This window comes from Citrobacter amalonaticus (assembly GCF_037053465.1).
Lineage (GTDB): Bacteria > Pseudomonadota > Gammaproteobacteria > Enterobacterales > Enterobacteriaceae > Citrobacter_A > Citrobacter_A amalonaticus_H.
The window spans coordinates 451,616-465,654 of record NZ_JBALIF010000001.1; the positions used below are offsets into that span (position 1 = coordinate 451,616).

Genomic DNA, 14,039 nt, shown 5'->3' on the forward strand with positions numbered 1-14,039 from the left:
TCTATATCTTTAATTGCAGGCAATAACCCCCCACTGCCAGAGTTAACAAGTGGCAGCAAGGTAAATGGGGTCCAGGAATGGAAAGGGCGCTATGGTAATGGATGGCGACGGATTCGTCACGTGTCAAAATAACCCTAATTGGCCCGTCAGTAGTGTAGCAAAATTATCATCAATGAAGGGAAGGATTCCTTCCGCGACGGGCTGGAGCTGGCGCGTCAGATAGTGTTCGTAGTCCAGGGCGGAATGTTGATAATCCAGCGGTTCCGGGCCGTTCAGGGTCCAGACATATTTAATGGTGCCCCGGTTCTGATACTGTGCCGGGCGTCCTCGCTTCATATTCTCTTCGTCAGCGAGGCGCGCCGCGCGCACGTGTGGTGGTACGTTACGCTGATACTCACTCAACGGGCGGCGCAGGCGCTTGCGATAAACGAGGCGATCGTCCAGCTCCCCGGCCATCAGTTGCGCAATGGTGTCGCGAACGTAATCCTGATACGGTTCGTTACGAAAAATACGCAGATACAATTCTTGCTGAAACTGTTGGGCCAGCGGCGTCCAGTCGGTGCGCACGGTTTCCAGGCCTTTAAACACCATCCGTTGCTTGTCACCTTCCTGAATCAGGCCTGCGTAACGTTTTTTGCTGCCCGTATCGGCGCCGCGAATTGTTGGCATCAGAAAACGACAGAAATGGGTTTCAAACTCCAGTTCCAGGGCGCTGGTGAGATCCTGCGCTTGCAGTGATTGCGCCCACCAGGTGTTGACGTGTTCCACTAATGCGCGTCCGATCTTTGCCGCTTCCTCTTCGCTGTGAGCGCGCTTCAGCCAGACAAAAGTCGAGTCGGTGTCGCCGTAAATAACGTCATAGCCTTGTGCTTCGATCAGCGCTTTGGTCTGGCGCATAATCGCGTGACCGCGCATGGTGATTGATGAGGCAAGTCGCGGATCGAAGAAGCGGCAGGCCGAGGTGCCGAGTACGCCGTAGAAGGCGTTCATGATGATTTTGAGCGCCTGAGAAAGCGGTTTGTTGCCGTGCCGTTTGGCGTTGTCTCGTCCATGCCAGATATTCGTGACGATCTCCGGCAGGCAGTGTTTTTCTCGTGAGAACCAGGCATCGAGAAATCCTTCGGTACTGTGCACAGGATCCGGCTGTGCCATCCCCTCCACCAGACCCACCGGATCGATTAAAAAGGTGCGAATGATTGAGGGGTAGAGGCTTTTATAATCCAGCACCAGAACTGAATCATATAAACCCGGACGCGAATCCATCACATAACCGCCAGGGCTGGCGTGCGGCGGTACTTCACCCAGATTTGGCGCGACATATCCGGCGCGATGCATACGCGGAAAATAGAGATGACCGAACGCGGCAACCGATCCGCCGTGGCGATCGACAGGTAACCCATTGACCGTCGCGCGTTCCAGCAGAAATGGCATGATCTCGGTTTTATGAAAGATCCGCGTAACCAGTTCGCAATCTTTCAGGTTATAGGTGGCAAGCGCAGGTTTGTCTTGCGCAAAGCGTCTGTCAATTTCATCCATGCGATCCCACGGATTATCAATCGATTTACCTTCCCCCAGCAGCTCCTGTGAGACGGTCTCCAGCGAGAACGACGAGAAATTCCAGAAGGCGGATTTCAGCGCTTCAATGCCATCGATAATCAGCCGTCCTTTCGCCTGAGCGAAAAAAACACCGTTTTTAAAGCCATGCTCACGCCATTCCAGCTCACTGTTATCACGACCAAAACGCAGCGGGATGCGGTAGCGTTCGGCGTGTTTTTGCAGCACGCGCAGATCGAACTGCACCAGGTTCCAGCCGATGATGACGTCAGGATCGTGGCGGGTAATCCATTCGTTGAGCTTTTCCAGCAGTTGCGGGCGGCTGTTAACATACTCAAGCTGGAAATCGAGCGCGGATGCATCGCCATTCTCCGGACCCAGCATGTACACCACGCGCTGTCCGCAGCCTTCAAGCCCAATGCAGTACAGCTCGCCGTGGCGGGTGGTTTCGATGTCCAGAGAAAGCCATTTGAGCGGCGGGCGATAATCGGGATGAGGTTTTAACCGCGCATTGATGATTGCGCCATCGCGTGTTTCGCCTTCGACCCACACCGGCGAGGTGATAAAGCGCTCCATCAGGTAGCGTTCGGGCGGGCGGACATCGCCTTCGTACACTGTCACGCCATTTTCGCGCAACAGCTTTTCCAGGCGCATCAACTGGCGGTGCGAGCGACAGTAAAGACCCGAAACGGGCTGGCGGTGGAAATCTTTGAGGTTGAGCGGGGTCAGGCGAAAACCGTTCTCATTACTTAACAGTGAGGTGACGCGCGGCGTTTGCGCTGTGGGGATAAACGCCACGGACTCCTGTGGCGCAAGCGTGACCTGCAAAGGGCCGCTGTCTGTCGCCAGCCAGAATGAGACTTCCGTTCCCTGCGAGGTATCCCGCCAGTGTCGGGTTAAGATAAAACCTGCCTGCGCCACACCTTTATCCCAAGAAAAAACCAGGCCTGATTATAGCCTGGTTTAGAGAGTATTGCTGGGGTTTTATACAGTCTTTGGCCGGATTATTGCCCGTAATAGGCTTTCGCCCCATGCTTACGCAAATAGTGTTTATCCAACAGCGTCTGCTGCATATCCGGCAAGTGCGGCGCGAGCTGGCGACAGAAAATGCCCATATAGGCTACTTCTTCTAAAACGATGGCGTTATGCACGGCATCCTCAGCATTTTTCCCCCACGCGAAGGGGCCGTGCGAATGCACCAGCACCCCTGGCATTTGGGCGGCGTCGATCTCATGCGTCTTAAAGGTTTCGACGATCACCTTACCGGTTTCCCACTCATATTCGCCGTTGATCTCGTGGTTAGTCATTTTGCGGGTGCAGGGAATAGCGCCATAGAAATAGTCGGCGTGCGTGGTGCCCGTTGCCGGAATGGACTGCCCGGCCTGCGCCCAGATGGTGGCATGACGTGAATGGGTGTGCACAATGCCGCCAATGGAAGGGAACGCCTGGTACAGCAAGCGATGGGTCGGGGTATCGGATGACGGCTTTTTAGTTCCTTCAATCACTTCACCCGTTTCGAGACTGACTACCACCATATCTTCTGCGGTCATTACGCTGTAATCGACGCCGGACGGTTTGATAACAAAGACGCCGCGCTCGCGGTCAACCGCGCTGACGTTGCCCCAGGTGAGCGTGACCAGGTTATGTTTTGGCAGTGCCAGATTGGCTTCTAACACCTGACGTTTGAGATCGTCTAACATTGTTGTCTCCCGCCGGATGGCGCTTCGCTTATCCGGCCTACAGAACCGTAGGCCCGGTAAACGCAGTGCCACCGGGCATTCAGGGCTTAGCGTTTTGAACCGTAATAGACTTCGTTCCAGCGCAGCGCGTCTTTAAAGGCGGGCAGGCGGGTATCGTTATCAATGACGGTGATTTCGATATCGTGCATCTCGGCGAACTGGCGCATATCGTCCAGGTTCAGCGCATGGCTGAAGACGGTGTGGTGCGCGCCACCGGCCAGGATCCACGCTTCAGAGGCGGTGGGTAGATCCGGCTGGGCTTTCCACAGCGCGTTGGCGACCGGCAGTTTCGGCAATGCGTGCGGGGTTTTCACGGTGTCGATGCAGTTGACCAGCAGACGATAGCGATCGCCGAGATCGATCAGACTCGCGACAACCGCCGGGCCGGTTTGGGTGTTGAAGATCAGGCGAGCGGGAGCGTCTTTCCCGCCAATGCCGAGATGCTGTACGTCGAGGATCGGTTTTTCTTCTGCTGCGATCGACGGGCACACTTCCAGCATATGGGAACCCAGTACCAGATCGTTACCCTTCTCGAAGTGGTAGGTGTAATCCTCCATAAAAGAGGTGCCGCCCTGCAGACCGGTTGACATCACCTTCATGATGCGAAGCAGAGCGGCAGTTTTCCAGTCGCCTTCACCCGCAAAGCCGTAGCCCTGCTGCATCAGACGTTGTACCGCCAGTCCAGGAAGCTGTTTCAGGCCGTGTAAATCTTCGAAGGTGGTGGTGAACGCGTGGAAGCCGCCCTGTTCCAGGAAACGCTTCATCCCCAACTCAATGCGCGCTGCTTCGAGTACGTTCTGGCGTTTTTCGCCATGAACCTGCGTCGCGGCAGTCAGGGTGTAACTGCTTTCGTATTCGTCAATCAGGGCGTTGATGTCACCGTCGCTGACGGCATTCACCACCTGCACCAGATCGCCGACCGCCCAGGTATTGACGGAGAAGCCAAATTTAATCTGCGCGGCGACTTTATCACCGTCGGTCACCGCCACTTCGCGCATGTTGTCGCCAAAGCGACACACTTTCAGATGACGGGTATCCAGTTTAGACACGGCCTGACGCATCCAGGAACCGATACGCGCATGCGCCTGGTGATCCTGCCAGTGACCGGTAACCACCGCATGCTGCTGGCGCATACGGGCGCCAATGAAGCCGAACTCGCGGCCGCCGTGCGCGGTCTGGTTCAGGTTCATAAAGTCCATATCGATGCTGTCCCATGGCAGGGCGGCGTTGAACTGAGTGTGGAATTGCAGCAGCGGCTTATTGAGGATCGTCAGCCCGTTGATCCACATTTTGGCCGGAGAGAAGGTGTGCAACCAGACCACCATACCCGCGCAGCGATCGTCGTAGTTTGCGTCACGGCAGATGGCGGTTATCTCATCGGGCGAGGTGCCCAGCGGTTTTAGCACCAGTTTACAGGGCAGTTTCGCTTCGGTGTTCAGCGCCTTGACGACGTGCTCTGCATGTTGGGTTACCTGACGCAAGGTCTTGGGGCCATACAGATGCTGGCTGCCGATTACAAACCACACTTCATAGTTATCAAAAATAGTCATTGTCGTGTCCTTAGTGAGTCAGGGTTGCCTGGTCAGCCGGTGCTTTATTTACCGGGGCGGCAGTCGGGAGATAATGTTGCTCAGCGCTTACTGCCCACTGTTGATAGCGGCGATAAAGTTGTTCGAAACGTTGAGCCTGTTCGGGGCGGGGTTGCAGCGTGTTTTCCACTGCACTGGCCATTTTTTGTTGTGCCGTCGGGATATCCGCATGCACCTTCGCAGCGACCGCCGCGAAAATTGCCGCGCCCAGCGCACAACACTGATCGGAGGCCACGATTTGCAGCGGGCGGTTTAGCACGTCGCAGCAGGCCTGCATAATGACCTTGTTTTTACGGGCGATGCCCCCCAGCGCCATCACGTTGTTGACGGCAATGCCTTGTTCGGTGAAGCACTCCATGATGGCGCGCGCGCCAAAGGCGGTCGCGGCGATCAGTCCGCCAAACAGCGCCGGGGCATCAGTGGCAAGGTTCAGATCTGTAATCACGCCTTTCAGACGCTGGTTGGCGTTCGGCGTGCGGCGGCCGTTAAACCAGTCAAGCACGACCGGCAGATGATCCAGCGACGGGTTTTTCGCCCAGGCGTCGGTGAGTGCGGGCAGCAGTTGTTTCTGGCTGGCTTTAAGCTGTTCTTTCAGCTCCGGATGCTGCGCGGCAAGCTGTTCCAGAGGCCAGCCGAGGATGCGGCCAAACCAGGCATAGATGTCGCCAAAGGCAGACTGACCCGCCTCCAGCCCGATAAAATCAGGCACAACGCTGCCATCGACCTGACCACAAATCCCTTTTACTGCACGCTCGCCGACGCTCTGTTTATCGGCAATCAGGATATCGCAGGTTGAGGTGCCTATGACTTTCACCAATGCGTTTGGCTGCGCACCTGCGCCAACGGCCCCCATATGGCAGTCAAATGCGCCACCGGAAATCACCACGCTTTCTGGCAGACCCAGGCGCTGCGCCCACTCAGCGCAAAGTGTTCCCACCGGCAAATCGGCGGTAAAGGTTTCCGTAAACAGGGGATAAGCCAAATGCTGGTTAATGATGGGATCGAGTTCATCAAAGAAACGGGCAGGCGGTAGGCCGCCCCAGCTTTCATGCCACAGCGATTTATGCCCGGCGCTGCAACGACCCCGGCGGATATCCTGTGGTCGCGTGGTGCCGGAAAGCAGGGCGGGCACCCAATCGCATAGCTCAATCCAGGAGGCCGCCGCCTGGGCGACAGCGCTGTCCTCACGGGTCACATGGAGAATTTTCGCCCAGAACCATTCGCTGGAATAAATGCCGCCGATGAAACGGGAGTAGTCAACTTTTCCGGGTGTGTGGCACAGGCGGGTGATCGCTTCGGCTTCTTCCACCGCGGTGTGATCTTTCCACAACACAAACATCGCGTTGGGGTTTTCCGCGAACTCTTCTCTGAGCGCCAGTACATTGCCATCAGCGTCAATGGGGGCTGGCGTTGAACCCGTACTGTCGACGCCAATCCCGACGACGTCCGCTCGTTGAGCCGCGTTCAGTTCAGCCAGTACGCTTTTTAGCGCGGCTTCCATCGATTCGATGTAGTCGCGGGGATGATGGCGGAACCGGTTGTTCGGACCATCACAGTAACGTCCTTCCTGCCAGCGCGGATACCATTCTACGCTGGTGGCGATCTCTTCACCGGAGGCACACTCCACCGCCAGCGCACGCACGGAGTCACTGCCAAAATCGAGGCCAATTGCAATTGCCATCGTCTTTCTCCATCCAGAAATACGGGTATGGAGAAACAGTAGTGAGTGGGGATAAAAACCGTCAGGGAGGATCCGCTAATCTTATGGACTAAAATGCTGTGACATTGGAAAGTGTGACGCCGTGCAAATAATCAATGTGGACATTTCTGCCGTAGTTATAGACACTTTTGTTACCCGTTTTTGTCGCTACCGCTGCGCTGTTTTGTTACAAAATGCTTTTCGCAAGCGGGGTTGGTGGTTCGCCAGAGCTGGCGTCCCGGCGAGGCAAGGCACAAACGATGACAGGTTATTTAATATGGACAATTTGTTTCCTTAATGAACCTCGGGAGCTGTGAAATTATGGCTGAACCGCAAAATGATCCCCTTCTGCCGGGGTATTCGTTTAACGCCCATCTGGTCGCGGGTTTAACGCCGATTGACGCCAACGGCTATCTGGATTTCTTTATCGACAGACCGCTGGGGATGAAAGGTTATATTCTTAACCTCACCATTCGTGGTGAGGGGATTATCAATAATCACGGCAAACAGTTTGTCTGTCGGCCTGGTGATATTTTGCTGTTCCCGCCAGGGGAAGTTCATCACTATGGTCGTCATCCTGACGCCAGCCAGTGGTATCACCAGTGGGTCTACTTTCGGCCTCGCGCTTACTGGCAGGAGTGGCTGGCCTGGCCCGCTATTTTTGCGCAGACGGGGTTCTTCCGGCCGGATGAGGCCCACCAGCCGCACTTTAACGATCTTTTTGGCCAGATTATTAGTGCCGGGCAAGGAGAAGGACGCTATTCCGAGCTGCTGGCGATTAACCTGCTGGAACAGTTGCTGTTGCGCCGAATGGAGGCGATTAATGAGTCGCTGCATCCGCCGATGGATAACCGCGTACGCGATGCCTGCCAGTATATCAGCGACCATCTGGCGGACAGCCATTTTGATATTGCCAGCGTCGCGCAGCACGTCTGTCTGTCGCCGTCGCGTTTGTCACACCTGTTCCGCCAGCAACTGGGGATTAGCGTTTTAAGCTGGCGCGAGGACCAACGCATCAGTCAGGCCAAGCTGTTACTCAGCACGACACGCATGCCGATCGCCACCGTCGGGCGCAACGTCGGCTTTGACGACCAGCTCTATTTTTCGCGCGTTTTTAAAAAATGCACCGGCGCCAGTCCGAGCGAGTTCCGCGCCGGTTGTGAAGAAAAAGTGAATGATGTGTCCATGAAGATGTCATAACCTGTAACTATTCAGATGATTGGCAGCTTGACGAGGCAGGGATGGGTCAGCAGAATCCCTGTTTCGTAAAACTGACGGACACCTTATGCAAGCATTTCTGGAACACTTTATTCTCCAGTCCGCCATGTACGCGTTGATTGCCGTGGCGCTGGTCGCTTTCCTGGAATCGCTGGCGCTGGTGGGTTTGATTCTCCCGGGCACGGTCCTGATGGCCGGGCTCGGCGCTCTGATAGGCAGCGGGGAACTCAACTTCTGGCATGCATGGCTGGCGGGGATTGTCGGCTGCTTGCTGGGTGACTGGATTTCGTTCTGGCTGGGCTGGCGCTTTAAAAAGCCGCTGCATCGCTGGTCGTTTCTCAAGAAGAACAAGGCGCTGCTGGATAAAACCGAGCACGCCCTGCATCAACACAGCATGTTCACCATCCTGGTGGGGCGTTTTGTTGGCCCTACGCGCCCTCTGGTGCCAATGGTGGCCGGTATGCTGGATTTGCCGGTGGCGAAATTCATCACGCCCAACATCATTGGTTGCCTGCTCTGGCCGCCATTTTACTTTCTGCCGGGGATTCTGGCAGGGGCAGCGATCGATATCCCTTCGGGGATGCAAAGCGGCGAGTTTAAGTGGCTTTTGCTGGCGACAGCCATCCTGTTGTGGTTCGGTGGTTGGTTGTGCTGGCGTCTGTGGCGTAGTGGAAAAGCCGCGACGGACCGCTTAACGCACTACCTGCCAAAAGGTCGTCTGCTCTGGCTGGCGCCGGTGGTGCTGGGGATAGGGATCGTCGCGCTGGTGACATTGCTCCGGCATCCGCTAATGCCAGTGTATCTCGATATTCTGCAAAAAGTGGTGGGTTACTGATAGTTCTGCCGGATGGCGTTTACGCTTATCCGGCCTGGGTGGATTCCTGTCTGTAGGCCGGATAAGGCAAAGCCGCCATCCGGCAACCCATTATTTTTTTATTCCCAGCAGCGCTGAAGCGCTGGCTCTGCCACTCAGCAATTCATCCGTTTTACCCTGCCACGCGATGCGACCATCGGCGACGACCACTGAGCGCGGGGCGATGCGCGCTGCATCTACGACACTGTGAGAAACCATCAGTAGCGTCAACTGCCGGGCGTGGCAGATATCGCTTACCAGGGTCAGCATCTCCTGGCGTAACGCGGGGTCGAGGGCTGAAAAGGGTTCGTCGAGCAGCAGGACCGGTTGTTCGCGCACCAGACAACGCGCCAGTGCTACACGCTGGCGCTGACCGCCGGAAAGCTCGCCGGGAAGGCGGGCCATCAACGTCTCGATCCCCATTTGTTGCGCGATATGTCGGCGTTTCTCTTTCTGTTCGGTGCTTAATTTCAGTCCCGGATCTAACCCCAGGCCGATGTTTTGCTCAACGCTTAAATGGCTGAACAGATTGTTTTCCTGAAACAGCATCGAAACCGGTCGCCGTGACGGTGGGGTGCGGGTGTGATCGTCCCCTTCGATCCGCAGAGCACCGCTGGCGGGCGAGAGAAAACCGGCGATTAAATTCAGCAATGTGCTTTTCCCCGCTCCGCTCGGCCCCAGAATGGCGACCTGCTCACCACGTTCTACAGAGAGCGTGAAGCGCATAGGCAGATGGTGATAAAGCCAGGTGATATCAGTCAGTGTTAACATTACGCCCCGGTAACTTCTCAATGACGGTGAATAAGAGAAAGCACAGCATCAGCAGTAACAGCGCGGTGACCGCGCCGTCCTGACTGCGATAGGAACCAATTTGTTGATACAAATAAAACGGCAATGTGCGGAAATCATCGTTGCCGAACAGTGCCACCACGCCAAAATCGCCGACAGACAGGACACAGGCAAAGGCCAGCGCCTGCGCCAACGGGCGTTTCAGTGCGCGCAGTTCAACCACTTTTAACCGCCGCCAGCCCTCAATACCCAGCGACTGACACAACATCGTGTAGCGAGAAGTGATATCGCGCATCGGGTTTTCCAGCACCTTCAGGGCGTAGGGAATCGCCATCAGCGCATTGGTAAAAATCACGATGCCGTCAGCAGATTCCGGCAGTCCAACGCTGTTGTTAAGCAACAGGAAAAAACCGGTGGCGAGAACAATGCCGGGCATCGCCAGAATCAGCATCCCGCTCAGTTCAAGCGCTTGTCCGGCCAACAGATGCTGACGGGCGCGCAGCTCGCGGCTACTCCACAACAGCATCACAGTCAGGATCACGCACAGCAGACCGGCCGCCAATGCGATGCGCACTGAGGTCCACACCGCCTGCCACAAAACAGGCTGTGCAAGCACGTCCAGCAGATGGCGATTCACCCCATCGACAACCACCGCCAGCAGCGGCGGGAGTAACAGCAGTAACGCGAGGATAATCAGCAGAACGTCAATGAGACGACTGTGCAGACGATCGTCAGGATCGCGCCAGCCCTGAACCAGCGTGGTGCCAGGAGAGAGGGCTTTACTCAGCCGCTGGCTCAGAAGCACCAGCGCCAGACAACATATCATCTGGATCAGCGCCAGCATGGCGGCGCGGGCGGGATCGTAGTCAAAATTCAGCGCCTGATAAATCGCCAGTTCAATCGTCGTTGCCTGCGGCCCACCACCCAGTGAGAGGACGGTGGCAAAGCTGGCAAAGCAGAGCATAAATATCAGCGCCGCGACCGGGAGGATCTGACGACGCAGCCAGGGCCACTCGACAAAGCGGAAAAAGTGCCAGCCACGGATACCTAACTGAGCGGCAAGCTGGCGCTGTTCGCCGGGGATGTTTTCCAGCGACTGTAACAGCAGGCGGCTGGCCATGGGCAGGTTAAAAAAGACATGGGCGAGCAAAATCCCCTGAAGGCCGTAAGGCGAGAAGGTCCACTCCAGCCCCAGTAAGTGCCAGAGCGAGGCGAGCCAGCCCTGGCGTCCATAAACGCTGAGAATGCCAAACACCGCAACCAGTACCGGTAAAATCAGCGTCATGGCGCACAGTCGCAGCAGCGCCAGACGCCCCGGAAAGCGGCGGCGATACAGCGCGCGCGCAAGAAAGATGGCGGGGATGACCGAAAGCACCGCAGACAAAAATGCCTGCCAGAAGGAAAAACGCACGACATGCCACAGGTAACTGTCCTGCCACAACGAGGACCATGCCGCCTGCGGCGCGTTCAGCCACAAAGCCAGAAAAGCAGCCAGCGCTACCGCCACCATCAGCGTGGCGGCGGAAAGACCGGGAATTAGCCAGCCAGGTATTAACGGCTGACGGCGCGTTGCCATTGGCTAATCCAGGTTTGGCGCTGTGCGGCCACTTCTGCTGGCGTAAACTCCAGAGTGGTCGTGGGTTTGCTCAGTGTTTCAAATCCGGCGGGCAGAGTGACTTCAGTGACCGGGTACATCCAGTTGCCGGTGGGGATAGCCTTCTGAAATGCCGGAGAAACCATGAACTTGAGGAATTTTTCTGCCAGCTCAGGTTGCTTACTGGCGGCGGTTCGGGCAGCAACTTCCACTTGCAGATAATGGCCTTCGCTAAAGTTAGCGGCAGCATAGTTATCCTTTTTCTCTTCGATGAGATGATAAGCCGGAGAGGTAGTGTAGCTTAGCACCAGATCGCTTTCGCCCTTCAGGAACAGGCCATAGGCTTCACTCCAGCCTTTGGTCACCGTGACGGTTTTTGCCGCCAGCTTCTGCCATGCCTGCGGTGCGTTATCGCCATAGACTTTCTGCATCCACAGCATCAGCCCAAGCCCAGGCGTACTGGTGCGGGGATCCTGATAAATAACCCGCCACTTCTGATCGCTCTCGACCAGTTCTTTCAGGCTCTTCGGCGGATTTTTGAGTTTGTTTTTGTCATACACAAAAGCGAAGTAGCCGTAATCAAACGGAACAAAGGTGTCGTTTTTCCAGCCGCCCGGGACGTTAACGGCGTCATTAGATACACCGCTTTTCGCGAACAGTTTTGTCTGGGTCGCGGCGTCCAGCAGGTTGTTATCCAGCCCCAGTACGATGTCGGCCTTGCTGTTTTTCCCTTCCATACGCAGTCGGTTAAGCAGGGAGACACCATCTTCCAGCGCCACCAGTTTCAGCTCACAGTTACAGTCAGCTTCAAAGGCTTTTTTCACCGTGGGACCAGGACCCCAGTCCGCAGTGAACGAGTCGTAGGTATAGACCGTGAGGACCGGTTTGGCGAAGGCAGGCGCTGCGCACAGGAGTAAAAGGGGAAGACATTTTTTTAACACTTTGCACCTCAATAGATGGGTGGCAAAGGATTTTGAGCGGTAGCCTCAAATCCCTTCGCCGGCGTTATCCGGATCAGGTTCGACGGGTATTTTCTCAGCCCATACACTTCATCATTCAAGCAGCCTCTGTGTTGGCTGCGTTCGCTCACCCCAGTCACATAGTGTTCTATGCTCCTGGGGATAAATGAGAGACATCCTGTCTCTCACCGCAGGCCAGCCTACGGCTGGTCAAATTCGTTCCTGACGAATTTGTCACTCGCTTGCCGTCTTGATGCCGCTTGAATGATTTTGTGTATGTTTAATTAGCACCCCGTTGAGAACGGCGTTAGTGTAGTGATTTTGCCGCTTTGCGGCAATCATGGATCCGGCGGCGCAAACCATGCGGATTTGAAGTCGAACCAGCCGAGGGTATTCATACGCAGGCCGCGCATACTGCGCTGTCCCTGAATAATCAGCCAGTGGTGGATGAGTGGCACAATCGCTTTACTGGCGAGAAGTTGCTGGCACCACGCAGCCAGATTCATCTCACCGGTGCGCCAGCGTGCGGCATCGGCTTCCCAGTCCAGCGGAATACAGTGTTGCAGCAGCGGGACTTCACAGAGATGCGCGAATAAGGAAAAATCCAGTGGCAGCGTGAAGTTGGCGCTGTTTAACCAGATATCGCTCTCTATTTCCCCGGCGTGCCATTGATCGTAGTCGATCTCCTGGATTTCCAGCGACACCTGATGCTCAGCCAGTAACTGACTCATGATCTGAGCAATAACCTGGTGTTCGATGTGATCGCGATAATAGGTCAGCGTGAGCGTCTCCAGCCCGGCAGGTTTTTCGCCCCGGCCGGGTCGCGCGTGGTGCCAACGGGGCAACAAACCGTAAGCCGGGAACCAGTGGCGCTGATAGTGTTCATCGGCGTAGTAGAGCAGATTGCTGGGCGACAATACGCGACTGGCCCACTCCCTGACTTCCTGATTAGCGCCTCGATGGGTTCGGGCGTCGAACAGCAGATAGTAACAGCCCTCTTCCAGCCGACTCTCAATGGCCTTTTCGTCTTCTGTTGGTCCTTTCAGCGTCAAACCGCCGTTCGGTTCATCGCCAGCATCCGGCAGTACCCAGACGTTTACCTCATCAATCAATGCCCGATAGCCAAAGAAATCGTCAAAGGCGTGGATTTTTAGCTGATTACGCGTGTTGCGCATTACCGCGTACGGGCCGGTACCAATGGGCTGGCTGGAGAAATTATTCAGGGTTTCCCATTCGCGCGGGAGGATCATCGCCGGAACCTGGCCCAACAGCCACGGCAGCCAGCGATCGGGCTGTGAAAGATGAATATCCAGCGTCCAGGGCGTGGGGGAGACAATCTCGCTGATATGCGAGTAGAGCGGTAAGGCATTAATACGCGTCAGTGACGACACCACATCGTCCATCTCCAGTTCGCGACCGTGATGAAAATGGATCCCGGGGCGCAGGAAAAACCGCCAGTGTAAGGGCGAAATTTGTTGCCAGTGGTGGGCGATATCTGCTTCCAGTTCCCCATTTTCCTCTTTTACACGGGTCAGCGCGCTGAAGATTTGGCGGGCGATATGGGTCTCTGAGCGACGCAGCGCCGTGCCCGGCAGCAGGTTTTGCATTGGCCGGTAGTAGAGCACGCGCAGGATGTGGCGGCCCTGGCGGAAACTGCGGCCCAGATGAGAGACCAGCATCTGGCGAACGGCCGTTTTATCGCCGACGAGTTGCACCAGTTGATCGATTCTGTCCTGCTCCAGCAGGTCTTCCGCGCGCTGCTGCTGGAGTGCCAGCCCGGTATACAGAAAGGTCAGGCGCGAACGTTTTCCCCGTCCCACTTCCGCTTCCCACGTCAGCCAGCCGCGTTCCTGCATGGTATTGAGCAGCGTACGCATGTGGCGGCGCGAGCAGCTCAGCAGATCCGCCAGTTCGTTCAGCGTGGTGTCCTGCGTTTTTCCGTCGCAGCATTGCCACAAGCGGATGAACTGTTGTTGCAGACGGCCAGAAGACATAAAAGAGGAACTCCTGCGAAAAACTCAGCAATTTTATTTTCCCTATATTAA

Annotated in this window: 10 protein-coding genes and 1 riboswitch; of the genes, 2 read left to right on the plus strand and 8 right to left on the minus strand. The window is 56.1% G+C overall.

Annotation, left to right across the window (positions count from 1 at the left end):
- Nucleotides 1-123: 123 nt before the first annotated feature.
- The 4 genes from polB to araB all read right to left on the minus strand — a co-directional run bounded on the left by polB (nucleotide 124) and on the right by araB (nucleotide 6,563).
- Entirely contained in the window at nucleotides 124-2,475 is a 2,352-nt protein-coding gene (gene polB / locus WB371_RS02110) for a DNA polymerase II (RefSeq protein ID WP_336218469.1), read from the minus strand.
- A gap of 83 nt (nucleotides 2,476-2,558) precedes the next feature.
- Nucleotides 2,559-3,254, minus strand: a complete 696-nt coding sequence (gene araD, locus WB371_RS02115; protein ID WP_336218470.1) for an L-ribulose-5-phosphate 4-epimerase — start codon at nucleotides 3,252-3,254, stop codon at nucleotides 2,559-2,561.
- An 86-nt stretch (nucleotides 3,255-3,340) separates the two neighbouring features.
- Complete coding sequence (gene araA, locus WB371_RS02120) at nucleotides 3,341-4,843, minus strand: L-arabinose isomerase (protein WP_336218471.1); 1,503 nt, start codon at nucleotides 4,841-4,843, stop codon at nucleotides 3,341-3,343.
- A 10-nt stretch (nucleotides 4,844-4,853) separates the two neighbouring features.
- Complete coding sequence (gene araB, locus WB371_RS02125) at nucleotides 4,854-6,563, minus strand: ribulokinase (RefSeq protein ID WP_336218472.1); 1,710 nt, start codon at nucleotides 6,561-6,563, stop codon at nucleotides 4,854-4,856.
- A gap of 339 nt (nucleotides 6,564-6,902) precedes the next feature.
- On the opposite strand from araB, the gene araC reads away from it, so the two are divergent.
- Both araC and WB371_RS02135 read left to right on the plus strand, forming a co-directional pair.
- Nucleotides 6,903-7,781: an arabinose operon transcriptional regulator AraC gene (araC, locus tag WB371_RS02130; RefSeq protein ID WP_336218473.1), complete on the plus strand. Its 879-nt coding sequence runs from the start codon at nucleotides 6,903-6,905 to the stop codon at nucleotides 7,779-7,781.
- An 85-nt stretch (nucleotides 7,782-7,866) separates the two neighbouring features.
- Nucleotides 7,867-8,634, plus strand: a complete 768-nt coding sequence (locus WB371_RS02135; protein WP_336218474.1) for a DedA family protein — start codon at nucleotides 7,867-7,869, stop codon at nucleotides 8,632-8,634.
- Between the two features lie 90 nt (nucleotides 8,635-8,724).
- Here the strand turns inward: WB371_RS02135 and thiQ are convergent, their stop codons facing one another.
- The 4 genes from thiQ to sgrR form a co-directional block, all read right to left on the minus strand.
- Nucleotides 8,725-9,423 (minus strand): thiamine ABC transporter ATP-binding protein ThiQ, encoded by a 699-nt coding sequence (gene thiQ / locus WB371_RS02140; RefSeq protein WP_336218475.1) that lies wholly within the window; start codon nucleotides 9,421-9,423, stop codon nucleotides 8,725-8,727.
- Nucleotides 9,407-11,017 (minus strand): thiamine/thiamine pyrophosphate ABC transporter permease ThiP, encoded by a 1,611-nt coding sequence (gene thiP / locus WB371_RS02145; protein WP_336218476.1) that lies wholly within the window; start codon nucleotides 11,015-11,017, stop codon nucleotides 9,407-9,409. Before thiP ends, thiQ begins: the two co-directional genes overlap by 17 nt.
- Nucleotides 10,993-11,976: a thiamine ABC transporter substrate binding subunit gene (gene thiB / locus WB371_RS02150; RefSeq protein WP_336218477.1), complete on the minus strand. Its 984-nt coding sequence runs from the start codon at nucleotides 11,974-11,976 to the stop codon at nucleotides 10,993-10,995. The genes thiP and thiB overlap by 25 nt, the downstream gene beginning before the upstream one ends.
- 33 nt (nucleotides 11,977-12,009) lie before the next feature.
- Nucleotides 12,010-12,113, minus strand: a riboswitch (TPP riboswitch).
- Nucleotides 12,114-12,332: 219 nt separating this feature from the next.
- A complete protein-coding gene (sgrR, locus tag WB371_RS02155) occupies nucleotides 12,333-13,988 on the minus strand; it encodes an HTH-type transcriptional regulator SgrR (protein WP_336218478.1) in 1,656 nt (551 codons plus the stop codon).
- Nucleotides 13,989-14,039: the final 51 nt, after the last annotated feature.

What these genes read in the sequence shown, in the direction of transcription:
- araD (WP_336218470.1), bottom strand. Translation starts at nt 3,254, where the DNA reads ATGTTAGACGATCTCAAACGTCAGGTGTTAGAAGCCAATCTGGCACTG.
- araA (WP_336218471.1), bottom strand. Translation starts at nt 4,843, where the DNA reads ATGACTATTTTTGATAACTATGAAGTGTGGTTTGTAATCGGCAGCCAG.
- araB (WP_336218472.1), bottom strand. Translation starts at nt 6,563, where the DNA reads ATGGCAATTGCAATTGGCCTCGATTTTGGCAGTGACTCCGTGCGTGCG.
- araC (WP_336218473.1), top strand. Translation starts at nt 6,903, where the DNA reads ATGGCTGAACCGCAAAATGATCCCCTTCTGCCGGGGTATTCGTTTAAC.
- WB371_RS02135 (WP_336218474.1), top strand. Translation starts at nt 7,867, where the DNA reads ATGCAAGCATTTCTGGAACACTTTATTCTCCAGTCCGCCATGTACGCG.
- thiQ (WP_336218475.1), bottom strand. Translation starts at nt 9,423, where the DNA reads ATGTTAACACTGACTGATATCACCTGGCTTTATCACCATCTGCCTATG.
- thiP (WP_336218476.1), bottom strand. Translation starts at nt 11,017, where the DNA reads ATGGCAACGCGCCGTCAGCCGTTAATACCTGGCTGGCTAATTCCCGGT.
- sgrR (WP_336218478.1), bottom strand. Translation starts at nt 13,988, where the DNA reads ATGTCTTCTGGCCGTCTGCAACAACAGTTCATCCGCTTGTGGCAATGC.